The 16,665-nt window shown below is 35.3% G+C and carries 12 protein-coding genes; 6 read left to right on the top strand and 6 right to left on the bottom strand.

The features are described 5' to 3' along the window. The first annotated feature begins 108 nt into the window (after window positions 1-108). Both MR054_RS14290 and MR054_RS14295 read left to right on the top strand, forming a co-directional pair. Window positions 109-1,074 carry a retropepsin-like domain-containing protein gene (locus MR054_RS14290; protein WP_242158482.1) on the top strand — a complete coding sequence of 322 codons (966 nt, stop codon included), beginning with the start codon at window positions 109-111 and terminating at the stop codon, window positions 1,072-1,074. Next, window positions 1,071-2,039 (top strand): early set domain-containing protein, encoded by a 969-nt coding sequence (locus MR054_RS14295; protein ID WP_242158484.1) that lies wholly within the window; start codon window positions 1,071-1,073, stop codon window positions 2,037-2,039. Before MR054_RS14290 ends, MR054_RS14295 begins: the two co-directional genes overlap by 4 nt. Here MR054_RS14295 and MR054_RS14300 read toward each other — a convergent pair. Next, window positions 2,036-4,366, bottom strand: a complete 2,331-nt coding sequence (locus tag MR054_RS14300) for an ATP-dependent helicase (RefSeq protein ID WP_242158486.1) — start codon at window positions 4,364-4,366, stop codon at window positions 2,036-2,038. The two genes, MR054_RS14295 and MR054_RS14300, sit on opposite strands and share 4 nt — an antisense overlap. Before the next feature lie 147 nt (window positions 4,367-4,513). Here MR054_RS14300 and MR054_RS14305 point away from each other — a divergent pair, with 147 nt between their 5' ends. The 3 genes from MR054_RS14305 (at window position 4,514) to MR054_RS14315 (ending at window position 7,970) form a co-directional block, all read left to right on the top strand. Further along, complete coding sequence (locus MR054_RS14305; protein ID WP_242158487.1) at window positions 4,514-5,785, top strand: amidohydrolase; 1,272 nt, start codon at window positions 4,514-4,516, stop codon at window positions 5,783-5,785. A gap of 12 nt (window positions 5,786-5,797) precedes the next feature. Beyond that, window positions 5,798-7,342 carry an FMN-binding glutamate synthase family protein gene (locus MR054_RS14310; protein WP_242158488.1) on the top strand — a complete coding sequence of 515 codons (1,545 nt, stop codon included), beginning with the start codon at window positions 5,798-5,800 and terminating at the stop codon, window positions 7,340-7,342. A gap of 106 nt (window positions 7,343-7,448) precedes the next feature. Further along, window positions 7,449-7,970: a DUF7935 family protein gene (locus MR054_RS14315; protein ID WP_242087254.1), complete on the top strand. Its 522-nt coding sequence runs from the start codon at window positions 7,449-7,451 to the stop codon at window positions 7,968-7,970. On the opposite strand, the gene MR054_RS14320 is transcribed toward MR054_RS14315, so the two are convergent. Further along, entirely contained in the window at window positions 7,971-8,879 is a 909-nt protein-coding gene (locus MR054_RS14320; protein WP_242158489.1) for a patatin-like phospholipase family protein, read from the bottom strand. Further along, on the bottom strand, window positions 8,880-10,937 hold the full coding sequence (locus MR054_RS14325; RefSeq protein ID WP_242158490.1) for a M1 family metallopeptidase: 2,058 nt from the start codon (window positions 10,935-10,937) through the stop codon (window positions 8,880-8,882). It abuts the gene before it with no gap. A 34-nt stretch (window positions 10,938-10,971) separates the two neighbouring features. Between MR054_RS14325 and recG the strand changes: the two genes are divergently transcribed. Further along, window positions 10,972-13,104: an ATP-dependent DNA helicase RecG gene (gene recG, locus MR054_RS14330; RefSeq protein WP_242158491.1), complete on the top strand. Its 2,133-nt coding sequence runs from the start codon at window positions 10,972-10,974 to the stop codon at window positions 13,102-13,104. A gap of 65 nt (window positions 13,105-13,169) precedes the next feature. On the opposite strand, the gene MR054_RS14335 is transcribed toward recG, so the two are convergent. From MR054_RS14335 to MR054_RS14345, 3 genes are all read right to left on the bottom strand, one after another. Next, a complete protein-coding gene (locus tag MR054_RS14335) occupies window positions 13,170-14,261 on the bottom strand; it encodes a DUF2911 domain-containing protein (RefSeq protein WP_242158492.1) in 1,092 nt (363 codons plus the stop codon). A 225-nt stretch (window positions 14,262-14,486) separates the two neighbouring features. Further along, window positions 14,487-15,476: an ATP-binding cassette domain-containing protein gene (locus tag MR054_RS14340; protein WP_242158494.1), complete on the bottom strand. Its 990-nt coding sequence runs from the start codon at window positions 15,474-15,476 to the stop codon at window positions 14,487-14,489. A gap of 253 nt (window positions 15,477-15,729) precedes the next feature. Then, window positions 15,730-16,590, bottom strand: coding sequence for an N-acetylglucosamine kinase (locus tag MR054_RS14345; RefSeq protein ID WP_242087267.1), 861 nt, complete (start codon window positions 16,588-16,590; stop codon window positions 15,730-15,732). Between the last annotated feature and the right edge of the window lie 75 nt (window positions 16,591-16,665).

The raw sequence follows: 16,665 nt of genomic DNA on the forward strand, positions 1-16,665 counted from the left end.
TGCGCTTGCAAATTAAGGACTATTTTTTTAAACAACTTTAGGTTTTTATAATAAACCCTTTTACCGGTTAGGTTTGTAACATTTCGAATTAATTTTAGTCTTAAGTGTATGAACCGACCATTATTTCATATATCCTTACTTTGTTTTTGCTGCAGTTTATCGTTTTCAAATAATAAAAATAAGTTTCCCATACATCTTACTGAAGCGGAAATAATAAATGAGCACACTACAAGAATTCCTTTTAAAATTATAGACCAATTGCTCATCATTGAAGGGCAATTGCTAAATAAAAGGGGTCATTTTATTATTGATACCGGATCGGAGAATATGATTCTCAATAAAGTTCATTTTTCTAATATTTATGAGCACCAAAAAAAGAAGGACAAAACATCGGGGGTAATTCATACCATTGACAATCCTTATGAAAAGCAGATTAAGGAATTCTTTTTAAATCATTTTAAACTTCAAGATAAAACCTCTGATGTTATTGATTTATCACACATTGAAAATGCAAAAAAAATAAAGTTATTAGGAATTATTGGTTATAGTATTTTAAAAGATTATGAAGTTTTTATAGATTTATATCTCAACCAAATTACACTTACTGAGATAGACCCGTCAGGAAATAAATTATCTAAAACGGTGTATTTGGAAAAAATAACGGATAGCATAACTTTTACATTGAAAAGGCATACTGTTGTACTCAATGGACGAATAAATGACCATAAAGTAGCATTAGGTTTAGATACCGCTGCAGAATTTAATCAAATTAACAAAAGCATAAACCGCAAAGCTCTTAAATATTTTATTCCAACGAAACGTTTAACCCTTGTGGGTGCTGGTAACAAAGAAATTGAGGTTCTTGCAGGAAAATTGCACCGCGTAAAATTAAGTAATACCATTTATTTTGGGCCAATGGATACGGTTTTAACTAACTTAGACCAAATGAATCAAGCTTATGGAACCCATTTGGACGGTGTTCTTGGTTATGAATTTTTTAAACAGAAAAGAACTATAATAAACTATAAAAAGAAGAAATTATATTTTATAAAACATCCCACACAGCGATTTTGAAAAGAACAGGTTTACATAGAATTATTTTAGTTTTTTTAATTGTCCCGTCAATTATTCTTTCTCAGGAAATGCCTTTGAAAGGTTACAGACTTGAAGATGAAGATGTGGTCTTTACTTTTGACAGGCGTGATTACGAAAAAATAACCCATGAAAATTCTGGCCAATTACTTGATTTTAAAGATTTAGACATTGAGAATGTTGTTGTTTCTGGAGAGTTCAACAATTGGTCTATGAAACAATGGCGTATGACCAAAATTGACAATAACATATATGAGCTTAGGAAACATTTAAACGATTTTTCTGATGCATTTTCCTGGGAGTTTAAATATGTCATCAATAATGCCTATTGGGCCGAACCTTCAAAATATGATCCGAATATTGCCAAAGCCACAAAAAATGGTTATCGGTTAAGAGGCATTTACAATTTAAAAATGTACCTGGCCTACCCCGATAAACATGGTAATGCTCATTTTAAACTTAACGGATTTAATAATGCAAAAAAAGTGATCGTTGCCGGTAGTTTTAATAAATGGAATGAAACATTGTTTAAAATGCAAAAGGCAAATGATGGCTGGGAACTCACCTTAAAAATTAAACCCGGAGTATATGACTATAGATTTATTGTCGATGGCAAATGGATTGAAGACCCACATAACAATAAAAGGGTTGAAAATGAATTTGGTGAATATAATTCAGTCATCGACATTAAAAAACCTATTACATTTTATTTCCCAAACCATTTAAAAGCGCGTCAGGTCATATTATCCGGTTCCTTTAATCATTGGTCTGAAGATGAACTTAAAATGACCAAGATCAATACAGGTTGGCAATATACCATAAGGCTATCTGGCGGAAAACACCATTACAAATTTATTGTTGACGGAGAATGGGTTGTTGACCCGGAAAATCCTGTTATGGAATATGATGGCGACGGACATATTAATTCTGTTTATATGGTACGCTAACCAATAACCTTCAACTTTGCAAAGCGCAGTAATAACTTTTTAACGCCGCCATGGCTAAACTTAATCTCTGCTTTGGTGTCAGCTCCTGCACCTTCAATTTTCAAAACTTCCCCCGTTCCAAAGCGAATATGTTCAACAACATTTCCAACCGCCAATGTATTATCAAATAAATTTGTGTTTTCACTTACCTTCGAAACAGGTTTTAAATTTTTTGGTGCGTTGACATGAAATTTTTGAGTTTCCTTTTTAGATTTTTTTTTACTGAATGTCGGTTGCTTGGCGGGCTTATATCTAATTTTTTTGGGTTCTACATCACCAAAAATATCGGCACTTAGCATCGGATTAAAACGACGTTCTTCAATAGGCGTGACAATATCTAAATATTTTTCGTCTATTTCTTCTATAAATCGACTGGGCTCGGCGTCAATCAATTTTCCCCAACGATATCTGGATAAGGCATAGGTTAAATAGGCTTGCTTTTCAGCACGGGTTAAGGCAACATAAAATAAACGACGCTCCTCTTCTAGTTCGCTTCGGGTATTCATACTCATAGCACTAGGAAATAAATCTTCCTCCAGACCAACGATATAAACATATGGAAATTCCAATCCTTTAGCTAAATGAATGGTCATTAAGGCAACACTGTCTGCATCCCCTTTATCACTATCCAAATCTGTTGCTAAAGCCACATCTTCTAAGAACTCTGCTAACGAACCTGTAGAATCTACCAACTCCTTTTGTCCTTCAACAAAATCTTTCATACCATTTAAAAGTTCTTCAATATTTTCCATTCGTGTAACACCCTCTGGCGTACCATCCTTATTAAACTCCCTTATCAGTCCACTGGACCTGGTAACATGTTCAGCCAATTCAAAAACGTCTGCCGTCTGGTTCATCACTTGATAGCTCTTAATTAAAGTGACAAAATCCTGTAGTTTAGTTTTTGTTCCCCTATTTACGCTTACGTCAATGACATTAATATTTTCCATGACCTCAAAAATGGTTTTGTCATAACCATTGGCAGCAACGATTAGCTTATCAACAGTAGTTTGACCGATACCTCTTGGCGGAAAATTAATCACGCGCTTTAAGGCCTCTTCATCAGCGGGATTAATTATTAAACGCAAATAGGATAAAACATCTTTAATCTCTTTACGCTGATAAAACGATAAACCGCCATAAATCCGATATGAAATATCACGCTTTCTCAATGCATCTTCAATAGCTCGAGACTGTGCATTAGTTCTATATAATACTGCAAAATCACTATTCTTTAATTGATGCTCCATCTTGTTTTCAAAAATAGTGCTGGCAACGTAGCGACCTTCATCGCTATCGGTCAATGAACGATTCACTTTTATTTTAGCCCCTTCCTCATTGGCTGTCCAAACAATCTTATCTAATTTGGTTTGGTTTTTATCGATAATTGAATTTGCTGCGTTTACAATGTTTTTAGTAGATCGATAATTTTGCTCCAACCTATAAACACTTACATCTTCATAATCTTTTTGAAAATTCATTATGTTATTGATATTTGCACCGCGGAATGCATATATACTTTGGGCATCATCACCTACCACACAAATATTTTGAAATTTATCGGATAATGCCCGAACAATTAAATATTGCGAATGATTAGTATCTTGATACTCATCGACTAAAATGTATTTAAACCGATTCTGATATTTCGCTAAGACTTCTGGGAACCGTGTAAGAAGTTCATTTGTTTTCAATAATAAATCATCAAAATCCATAGCACCTGCTTTAAAGCAACGCTCTACATAGGCTTTATAAATATCGCCTAACTTTGGCCGTCGTGCCATAGTATCTGCTTCTATGAGCTCAGGATTTTGAAAATAAGCACGTACTGTAATTAAACTGTTTTTGTAAGACGAGATCCGAGAACGTATTTGTTTGTGTTTATAAATATCCTTGTCCAAATTCATTTCCTTAATGATCGACGCAATTAGTCGATCGGAATCTTGAGTATCATAGATAGTGAAATTACTTGGATACCCTAACCTTTCAGCCTCAATTCTCAATATTTTTGCAAACACGGAATGAAAGGTACCCATCCACAAATTCTTAGCCTCGCTAGCCCCAACAATATCAGCAATTCGATTTTTCATCTCACGGGCTGCTTTGTTTGTAAAAGTCAACGCCAATATATTAAAGGGATCAATATTCTTGCTCATCAAGTAAGCGATCCGGTATGTTAAAACCCTTGTTTTTCCCGAACCAGCTCCGGCGATTACAATCATAGGACCATCAATTTGTAATGTTGGTGCTAACTGTGCGTCATTTAACTGATTTAAATACTTCTCCAAATCCTTTTCATTTTAAACGGTGAAAATAATTAATGTTATGCTTTAAAATGATCCTAATTATCAATAATTATAAACAATTGTTCTTATTTATTCTATTGTAATTTTTTGAATATCTTTAAGCATAATTAAAATAACGCGTTTTAAATTATGAGACAAATTCTCCCCTTCTTTTTGCTAGTATCATTCATGTATAGCTACAGTCAAATTAATTTGGAAAAGCAATTTCAGGATATTGAACCAAAAGTTATTGAATGGCGTCGCCATTTTCATGAAAATCCTGAACTATCGAATAGGGAGTTTAAAACTAGTGAAAAAATTGCTCTTCACTTAAAATCATTAGGTCTGGAAGTCCAAACCGGAGTTGCACATACGGGGGTCGTTGGTCTTTTGAAAGGAAAGTTTCCGGGAAAAGTTATTGCCTTGCGCGCTGATATTGACGCCTTACCGGTAACCGAAAGAAACGATTTGCCATTTAAATCTACAGTTACTACAACATTTTTAGGGACTGAAACAGGGGTTATGCATGCTTGTGGGCATGATGCCCATACGGCTATTCTAATGGGTGTTGCCGAAATTTTAACAAAATACAAGGATAAGATTAGCGGAACTGTAAAATTCATTTTTCAACCAGCTGAAGAAACACCTCCTCCAGGTGAAGAAGGAGGCTCGAGGCTTATGATAAAGGAAGGCGTTTTAGAAAACCCTAAAGTAAATGCCATTTTTGGTTTGCACATTCGATCCGGTGTTCCTGTAGATGAATTACATTACAAACCTGGTGGTGCCATGGCGGCAGTAGAGCGTTTTGTGATTAAGGTAAAAGGGAAGCAAACTCATGGTTCAGAGCCATGGAACGGTATTGATCCCATTCTAATTTCTGCAAAAATTATTGATGGTTTTCAAACCATAATAAGTAGAGAAAGTGAATTGATAAATGAAGCGGCTGTTATATCTATTGGTAAAATTACCAGTGGGGTTCGTTTTAATATCATTCCTGAATCTGCAGAGCTAATAGGGACTGTTAGAACTTTAGACCCTGATATGAAAGAACACATTTTAAGGCGCATGACAGAAATGACCGAAACTATTGCCACGGCCTATGGGGGTTCCGCTACCATATCGTTCACTAATGAAACCGCTATTACCTATAATGATGAGCAATTGGTCTCCCAAATGTTACCGTCATTAATTAAAGTGGCCGGGGCAACTCATGTAAAGCAAATCAAGGCTGAGACCGTTGGAGAAGATTTTTCCTATTTTCAGGAGCTTGTACCAGGGTTTTATTTTTATTTGGGTGGCATGACCAAAGGGAATACTGTAGCATTCCCGCATCACACCCCAGATTTTTATATTGATGAAAGTGGATTACTTTTAGGTGTTAAGGCATTGACCCAAATTACGTTTGATTATTTAAAGCAATAAATTTAAGATATCATGGAATTTCTATTACATATACCTTGGTGGTTATGGATTCTAATCGTTTTGGTACTTATAGCCATTCGAGATGTCTTTTTGCAGCGAAAACATACCATAACTCATAATTATCCTATAATTGGCCATTTACGGTATTTACTGGAAAAAATTGGTCCTGAATTACGACAATACCTGGTTGCCAATAATAGAGAGGAACTGCCTTTCAATAGAATTGAACGCAGTTGGATTTATGCTTCTGCCAAAAAAGAAAATAACTATGAAGGCTTTGGAACTGAGAGGGATATTTATGCCCACCATCATATTTTTGTTAACAATGCCATGATCCCTTTTAGTATTGATGCCAATCACCCCAATAGTATTGATAAAACCTTTTTGCCATGTGCTAAAATAATGGGTGAGTTTAACAAACGCAAAAAACCGTATAGGCCGGCCTCCGTTATTAACGTTTCAGCCATGAGTTTTGGTTCCCTTTCTGCAAAAGCTATTGAATCCTTAAATAAAGGCGTTAAAATGGCCGGTGCCTATCATAATACCGGAGAGGGGGGGTTATCACCATACCATACATATGGTGCTGATATCATGTTTCAATTTGGTACTGGTTACTTTGGAGTGCGTTCTAAAGATGGTAGTTTTTCTATGAAGAAATTAAAGGAACTTGTAGATGACCATTCTTTTATTCGTGCCATTGAACTAAAATTGTCCCAAGGAGCAAAACCGGGAAAGGGAGGTGTATTGCCAGGTGCAAAAATATCAAAACAAATTGCGAAAATAAGAGGGGTTGAATTAGGTAAAGATGTTATATCCCCCCCTAATCATAGTGCATTTACAAATGTGGAAGGTATGGTTAATTTTATTGAAGCCATTGCGGAAGAAACTGGGTTACCAGTTGGAATTAAGGCAGCCATTGGTAACCTGGAACAATGGGAAACTTTAGCCGAGATCATGTTGGAAACAGGTAAAGGTCCGGATTTCATAACCATAGATGGTGGTGAAGGCGGTACTGGTGCAGCACCTCCAAGTTTCGCGGACCACGTTTCCCTGCCATGGGTATATGGTTTTAGCGACTTATATAAAGTCTTTTTAAATAAAGCTCTAACCGAACGAATCGTCTTTATTGGAAGTGGTAAATTAGGTTTCCCTGCTAAAGCAGCAATGGCTTTTGCAATGGGCGCAGATTGCATTAATGTTGCCCGAGAGGCGATGATGAGTATTGGATGTATCCAAGCCCAAATATGCCATACAAACCGTTGTCCGACTGGTGTAGCAACCCAGAGTAAATGGTTGCAAAATGGGATTGACCCCAAATTAAAATCCTTTCGTCTGGCCCAATACTTTAAAACATTTAAGAAGGAACTTGTTGAAATTACTCATGCCGCAGGCTATGAACACCCTTGTCAGTTTAAAATGTCCGATATTGAGATGAATGTCGATGACCATAATTTAGCTAAAGCATTAAATAAAACGTATGCTTATGAGAAAACTCCAGTCCCTTTCTTTGGTATGCAAAACCTAAAAGATTGTGTATATTTGGGTGGGAAAAACTAAAGCCATTCAAAATATTGCTTTCAAAATCAATAATCTTAAAGTACAAATATTCTGAAAGAACTCGGATGACTATTAATTTGTTATCTATTAATTAAAAATAAAAATTATGAATGCGGATCGTATAGTAGACTTATTCATGTTTATGATTCCATCACTTGTAGTTGGAATTTTGGCATATTATTTTTTTAAGGAACATACCAAGAACGAAGACGGACGCAGACGTTATATGCTAAAAAAAGATTTAGAAGTTACCGCCTTGCCAATTCGACTGCAAGCCTATGAAAGGATGGCTTTATACCTGGAACGAATTTCACCTAGTAAATTGCTTATTAGAGTACCACCGACATCTGCAAATAAGGAAGAATACGAAGCTTTACTCATTCAAAATATTGAGCAAGAATTGGAGCATAATTTAGCCCAGCAAATATATATTAGTGAAAAATGCTGGAACATAATATCCGCAGCAAAAAATGCAACAATTCAGTTAATAAGAAAAGCTAGTTTGCTAAAAAAAACAGAGAATGCTGAAAAACTTCGGGAGGTTATTCTAACCGAGATGATGGAACGTCGTGCCCCGAGTGATGCAGCCTTATCCTTTATAAAAGAAGAGATAGGTGAACTGTTTTAATTAAAGTCTTAATTCATTGGATTTTGCTTGTGACAGCTTGTTTTTTGCGTAGTCAAAACCTTGTTGCCACCATGATGTCATTAATTTTTTATTGAAAATTAGTGAGTTCTCGGTAAGTTTTGATGGCGTGTAATATAAGTTGAGTCTCACATCTTTGGATTTAGCAGCCAATTTTCCAATTGTAATATCATTGCGCTCAATTTGATCGGACAAATGACCAAAAAGATTTATTAATAGTGAAAATGGGTTTTTACCCAATATCTTATTGTATTCCATGGATTCAGACTCTAAAACTATAGCGTCAACTTCAGTAGCACCTCTTAAAATGGCTTCACGAATAGGGACAACACAGCCCAAGCCACCATCGGCATATTCAAATCCGTTTTTCTTAACTAAAGACATAAATGGAATATAATTGCAGGAAATCCAAATCCAATCACAAAACTCATTATAAGAATAGTCTTTTATAGACTTATATTCCACCCTATTTTTAGATAAGTTAGAGACCGTTACCACTACATCATGTTTAATTTCTTTAATAAAATTATACTCTTCAACGGTAAAATGTTTTTTAATATGACGTCTTAAAGCCCTACTTTCACCAAATGTACGCTTCATTTTAATGAATTGCCAAAGTGTATTGATAAAGTCAATGGAAACGAATTCTCGATTTCCCTTTTTACGCAAAATAAATGGATTAACGCTAAAAATATTGTGTTGCTGTACATTCGTATAAATCTCATACAGCTTATCGATTTTACCAATTGCCAAATGGGGTACCAATAGACTACCTGTAGATGTCCCTAGAAATATATCGTAATCAAACCCCATTTCCTGTATAAGGTATTGTGCAACACCTCCGGCATATGCACCCTTACTTCCACCCCCAGAAATTACTAATGCTTTCATTTAGTTAAATTCTTTTAATAATTGCCTGGCAAATTTTGAAAATTGCCAAACATGATGTGTACTGGCCTGTTTTAAATTGTTTTTACAAGGTTGATCACAAGCTTTAATCATGCTAAGATATTTAAATGCATTCATCCTTATATTGAAATCGTATCTTGAATTGGTATAATCTCTGAGTTCTTTATAATATTGTTGACTATTTTCGGGTTCAAAATTGGATGTCAATAGAGCTAAAGTCAACCATAGTGTTCTTATATTTTTATCCCTAAAACCAACCATTCCTTTTGTCTGTCTTAAATAGGCACCTCTACTTTCCGGAAAATTCGTCCATAGGTTGTACAGAGCGAATTCGACAGTCAAATATGACTTATCGTTTAACAGGGATTCGTATTCAATTTTTAACTCCTTAGGGATTTCTACGAGGTAGCGAGCAATAGCCTGACGTACTTTAACACTGTTTTTAAAATGTTCTTTTTTAATGAGATTAGCATTTTGAGTGATGACCTTCTCCTTGGATTCATCTGAAATCCCGGAGTTTAAGTAGGTGATGCATTTTGATGAGGCAATCTCGCAATCCACCATGAGATATTCTTGAATAAAAGTAGATTTTTCCAGACTTTCCATGGCGTCATCAATATAGAAGGTTTTATCCTTTAACCACCGGTCTACAAACCCACTTAAATCTTTACCACTCAAATTCTCTGCTTCATTAATAAAATCTTCTGTTCTTACGTTTTTAAAACTATATTCTAACAAATAGTTTTTAACGGTTTCCCTAAAGGCACTGTTTCCAATCTTTTCTCTTAACAAATGTAACACCAAGGCTCCTTTTTTATAAAATGTGGTGCTACTTGATTTTGGATCTAACAATGAGCTGCTTTGTCCAGATTTTTCCTGAACCAATAATTCCTGAACATATTGGTATAAATTCCAATAGTAATAATCATCGCCGAAAAAAAAGGCTTCGGCTAAAAGGGCATAATAGGTTGCAAATCCTTCCTGTAACCAATGGTGTGTTCCTGAAGTTTCAGTGACCAAATCACCAAACCACTGATGTGCCAGTTCATGTGCATTCACATTAACATAGTTTTTATCAACAAAAGCAATGGAATCAATGACAAAGCTATCAGAGAATATAGTGGTACCCGTGTTTTCCATACCTGCATATAAAAAATCCTTCACCGGTATCTGTTTATAGTTTTGCCAAGGGTAAGGCACTCCAATTTCTTCCTCAAAAAAATCAAAGATGCCCTTTGTATATCTGTAAGTGGGCTCATACTTTAATGAATCTTCCGGGTAATAATACATTTCTAATGGAATGCCAGATTTGGAATGCTTAATTTTTTTATCATACTTGCCTATAACTAAGGCCACCAAATAACTCGACATCGATTGCTCCATATCATAATGCCAGGTTATTGTAGAATCTTGAGTTTCTTTATGAGTTAGCCTTCCGTTGGTAATAACGTCAAAACCTTTTTTAAAAGTTATGGATAAATCAAATTCAATCTTATCATTCATATCATCAATGGACGGCAACCAATTACTCGTATACTTCCCTTGACCTTGCGTCCAGACCTGTTTTCTCAAGTCTATTTCCTTTATATTGTTCTCAATAGGAACCGTATCCACACCATCAACCCAATCCACAAAATACATGGCCTTCCTGGGATGCGCGACATATTCCATACGTAATTCGTAGCGTTCATCTTGTTTAAACGCATAATAAATGATGAGCTGTTTTGTATTATTCTTACATTCGAAATTAAGAAATTCAGGATCTCCTTGTTGATGTATTTGGATTAGCTCTATATTTTTAATGTTCATATTTACAGCGTCGATATAAAGCGAATCGACAGCTTTCAATATATCCAGGGTATATGCGACTTGTCCTTTTACTTTCTTAATTGTTGGTTGAATTTCTACATGGACCTTAGCAGATTTAAAATCTACATCCTTTGCCTGTTGGGAAAAACAAAACAAGGAAATAAAACAAAAACATAATTGGAGCAATACCTTCATACTTCGAATATAGCAAACTTTAATCCAAAATGCCATACGATAATTTATTCAAAAGAATTATTTTCGTTTTATGAATACCACTAATCTTCAAACCCCTATAGATTATTTAAAAGGTGTCGGCCCAAATAGGGCAGATTTACTTCGGAAGGAACTTGGTATACATACTTATCAGGATTTAATTAACCTTTTCCCCAATAGGTATTTGGATCGCACAAAATATTATAAGATAAATGAGTTACAAAGAAATAATTCTGAAATACAAGTTATTGGAAACATTACAGGTTTTAAGGAAACAGGTATGCATCGAGGTAAACGATTGGTGGCCACCTTTCAAGATGAGACAGGCACCATAGAGCTGATCTGGTTTCGAGGATTAAAATGGATTCGCGAAAGCTTAAAACTCAATACGCCTTATGTAGCCTTTGGAAAAGCCAGTTGGTTTAATGGAAAATTTAATATGCCTCATCCTGAACTAGAACTTTTGGTGGAACACAAAAAAAACTTAAGGTCCTCCATGCAACCCATATATCCTTCAACGGAAAAATTAACCAAAAAGGGAATTACCAATCGGGTAATCAATAAAATAATACAAGAGCTATTTATTGAAACAAAAGGACGTTTTATTGAAACCTTACCAGAAAAACTATTGTCTGAACTGAGATTGATTAACAAAAGTGAAGCCATTTTTAACATCCATTTTCCGAAGAATCAAGAGCTATTGTCCAAGGCACAATATCGGTTAAAGTTTGAAGAATTCTTCTATATACAATTGCAATTAATTTTAAAAAATTTAATACACAAGTCTAAAATCAAGGGCTACCCTTTTAAACAGGTTGGAACCTACTTCAACACCTTTTACAAGACTTGTTTAAGCTATGAATTAACCCATGCCCAGAAACGGGTTTTAAAAGAAATTCGATCGGATTTAGGTAGTAATGCACAAATGAATCGTCTTTTACAAGGTGACGTTGGATCCGGGAAGACTGTAGTGGCCCTCATGTCAATGCTCATCGCACTTGACAATGGTTTTCAAACTTGTCTCATGGCCCCAACTGAAATTTTGTCAGTTCAGCATTATAACAATCTAATGGAACAGTGTAACATTCTAAATATCAGCATAAAACTATTAACAGGTTCAACTAATACTTCAGAAAGAAAGGAAATTCATGACTCTCTTGAAAATGGAGATTTGCAAATATTAATAGGGACCCATGCCCTACTTGAAGAAAAAGTTAAATTTAAGAATTTAGGACTCGCCATTATTGATGAACAACATCGGTTTGGTGTCGCTCAAAGAAGTAAACTTTGGAAGAAAGGTCCTTCTTCTGAAAAGGAACCAAACAGGGTCTTCCCTCCTCATATTTTAGTGATGTCTGCCACCCCTATTCCTCGTACTCTGGCCATGTCGGTTTATGGGGACCTGGACATTTCCGTTATTGATGAACTACCACCAGGAAGAAAGCCTGTAAAAACAGTACATCGCTTCGATAAAAATCGACTTAATGTATTCCGATTTATTAAAGATGAAATTGCTAAAGGCAGACAAATATATATTGTCTATCCATTAATTCAAGAAAGTGAAGCACTAGATTATAAAGATTTAATGGATGGTTACGAAAGTATTGTTAGAGATTTTCCACCTCCCCATTACCAGATATCCATTTTACATGGACAAATGAAACCTGCTGACAAAGATTTCGAAATGAAACGTTTTATTAAGGGTGAGACACAAATTATGGTGTCTACAACAGTTATTGAAGTTGGGGTTAATGTGCCTAATGCTACCGTAATGATTATTGAAAGTGCAGAACGTTTTGGTTTATCACAATTACATCAACTTCGCGGTCGTGTGGGACGTGGTGCAGAGCAAAGTTATTGCATTCTTATGACCGGACATAAATTGAGTAACGATAGTAAAACAAGACTTGAAACTATGGTTAAAACCAATGATGGATTTGAGATAGCCGAAGTCGATTTAAAGCTTCGCGGACCCGGGGATTTAATGGGTACCCAGCAAAGCGGTGTTTTAAATCTTAGAATTGCCGATATTATTAAAGATAAGGATATTCTAAGTGTTGCAAGGTATTATGCCAAAAACATACTAAAAGACGATCCTTCGCTGTCAAAATCACATAATGCCGTTGTTTTAAAAACGTATAAATCCATTGGCAAATACAAGAATATCTGGAATTATATAAGTTAAAAGTCCAACATATTCATGTCGGACTTTTAATAAAAAAACTGTTGTAGTTTGATTGATGATGTTTCTTATATTGCGTCTAGTTCGGCCAGAAGTTTTTCTGAATTTGCTTTTACATTAGCTGGAGGATTTAACGATAACGATTTCTTTAAATTTTTTATCGCATTTTTTTTATCCCCCATTGTCTTATAACATTCACCCAAGCTATCATAGGAGTTTGCATCCGTTGGAAAATTAGCAACATTTTGCTTGAAATATTTTAAAGCACGTTCATAATCTTTTGCGATCAACATTTGATATCCTAAGGTATTCAACTGATTTTTATTTGCCATTCCTGCTGCTTCATCCATTAAAGCGCCGTAGGCGTCGGGTTCCCCCATTTTATTAAGAATTTGAGCCTTAATGGACAGATTGTTAAATGTTTTTTGACTGTAGAATTGACCTGATATTGCATTATTTATCCAACTTAGTGCTTCATTTAAATCGCCTCCATTGTTTAAAGCATAATTGGCTGCACGCTCCCAATTTTGACGTTGGAATCCATCCCTTCCATCAAATTTTGCACGAAAATCATTTAGAACAATTGTGGGAACATCAACCTCTATGTTGAACGGAAACCCTTTTTTCTCCCAGTTTAACGAGGCTGTAGTAGAACTTGCATCCACGGCATCAAACGCATAGGTCAACAACTCCGTATGAGGAATTGTTTTGGTTTTAATATGGACACGTAAGGCATCTTCCTCTGGTTTGTAAAAGAAACTACCCCAAGAGGTATGATTTTTGGAAAAAATTAAAGTTGCGGTATCATCAGGATTTACAATGACATGAAATCCATATTTACCAGCTTTTAGGGGTTGACCTTCTATTGTTACATCATCAGTAAATTTAATGGTGGTGTTTTCGTCGGCTCCAGCGCGCCACGGTGATTTCTCTGCAGTACCAAATCCTAGATTATTCATACCATAGGGAACAAGTTTCCCCCATATTTCACGTCCATTAACACTAGGTCTGGAATAGGCAATCGTAATATCGGTAATCCCTACTCGCTGTGAAATTTTGGCTTGCTGGCTTCCTCGAGGAAAGTTCAATTGCGCAAAGGTATTAACGCTAAAGGTCAATACCAGACATAAAACTAAATTTGAAATGTTGTTCGTTTTCATTTTGATTGATTTTGATTTAGTAGTCCTAAATGTATGTAGAAAAAGACCTTCCGGATGTTATCGTTTTGTTAAAGGAATCTTCTGCACTGTTAATTAACTTAAATTTAAGAAAGGACCAAATGATTGTAAATTATATATACACAAAATGATATTGCTCATAAAAAAGCCAAAAAATGGTCACCAGACTTATTGAAGAACGTTGTATCGGGACCACTATCCAATATGTTATTGGACTACAGTTCCAGTAGAACCTGTCGGGTTTGGAGTTAATCGATACACAAAACTCGGGTTCAGGCCCTTTTCTTTTCTGTGTGATACATACAAAATAGCGGTTTCAGTTTCTAAAGCTATCTTATTAATCAATGCTGTAAAAAGTTTTACATCGTTATCGTCCAAGCCATTGGTGGGTTCATCTAAAATAAGTAATGGCGGATGCTTTATCATGGCGCGTGCAATCATTACCAAACTTTGATGCCCTCTGGACAAGGATAAAAAATCAGATTTTCTAAAATCAAACATGTTTAAAACCTGTAACCAATGCCGGGCAATTTTTACCTGCTCGTTAGTTGGCTTTTTATATAAGCCAATGGTATCAAAAAAACCTGAGACAATCATATTGCCAACAGAATCCAGTCGTGTAAAACTACGAAGCATCTCCGATGAAAAATAGCCGATTTTTTGTTTAACCTCCCAAACGCTTTCACCACTGCCCTTTTTAACACCAAACAATACTATATCTTGTCCGTAGGCTTTTGGATTATCACCATAAATCATACTTAAAATGGTACTTTTGCCTGAACCATTAGGCCCCATAAGTTGCCAGAATTCTCCTTTTTTAATTTCCCAATTAATCAAATTTAAAATCGGACGGTCTCTATAGTCTATGGAAACATTAGTGAATTTTACAATTGGGTTTACCAATTCTGAAATTGGCTGGTAAGGTTTTGGCAAATCCTCAAGAAATAACTTCTTTTGAGTGACTTTCTTATTGAATTCTAAATTAAATTCAATCAAGTCGTTTTCTTCTAAACGGTAAACACTGTCTATAAAAGGAAGAATATCTTCTTCCCTATTTAATATTTGAATAATTAGAGTCTTAAGGCTTAAAGCGGTTAATCTAGAGGTCACTTCCTTCCGAGCCTCAATATCCAAATTCCCAAAAACATTATCTACAATAATATATTCGGGTTTTCTTGAAATAATATAATTAAGCAAAGCGCTTTTGCGCTCCCCTTGTGAAGAATGTTCCAGACTGTTTTTAGTACTGGTTTGAACATCAAAATGACCATGTATCCTTTCTTCTCTGATAAACTTATTCAGGGTTATCTCGGAGAAAAGGGCGCCATTTAAATTTGTTAAATCACCTAACAGCCCTTCATCATATTGAATACGTTTAATAAGCTTTTGCTTATCATCTTTATTGGAGATATAAACGGCTACGTGGTTAATAAATAAAAATTTAATCTGCTTATAAATCCTGGGTGTGAAAGGGAATCAATCCATCAATTGGTCTTCTTACAAAATTACCTGTTTTAAAACCCATTTCCTCTGCAACTTCCTTTATTTCATCTTGTGCAAAAAAGGCAATTGAACCTGCAAAATGTACAGGTACCGTGTTCAGTTTATCCTTGAATTGCATGATCATGTTTTTAGCAAAAAGCCTAATTCCATTTTTAATCAAGTTCAAGGTATATTCAGAATCTTTATGCAAGAACATGAACTCTGCAAAATTAGCCAGGTAGGCATTGGGATTAGGTTGTTTATAGAGATTATATTTGATATAATCGGCGTCCATATTGTACTTACTTCCAAAAGCTACTTTAACATTTTCGGGCATATGGTTAAAATAGTAATCCCTGATTAATTGTTTCCCATAGTAATTTCCTGATGCGTCATCCATAAGGGTATAGCCCAAAGAAATGACTTTTTGGTGAAGCTTTTCGCCATCATAGTAACTGCAATTCGATCCGGTACCTAATATACAAACGACCGCCGCCTGGTCTGGGCTACTAATGCAAGAATAAACAGCAGCCATAGTGTCTTCACTAACTTCAACATGAGCATTTTTAAAGAAACTCTGAAGCACCCCTTTTAAGGTCTCAACCGGTTTTACTGTTCCACAACCCGCACCATAGAAAAAAACATGGGTCACATTATCCCTGTTGTTTTTTAAATCCTCGTTATTTTTAATTATTTTTTTTAGCTTTTTTTCGGGTAAAATTGCAGGGTTTAATCCTTTAGTACGAATCTTTTCAAGCAATTTATTACCATTATTATCTACAGCAATCCAATCTGATTTTGTAGACCCGCTATCAACAATTAAAATCATAAGGCGTAAGTTAAAAACTCCACAGACTACTGTGTGCATTACACAATAACTCTGTGGAGTTATTATATATTAATA

Source organism: Aestuariivivens sediminis, from assembly GCF_022662105.1.
GTDB lineage: Bacteria > Bacteroidota > Bacteroidia > Flavobacteriales > Flavobacteriaceae > Aestuariivivens > Aestuariivivens sediminis.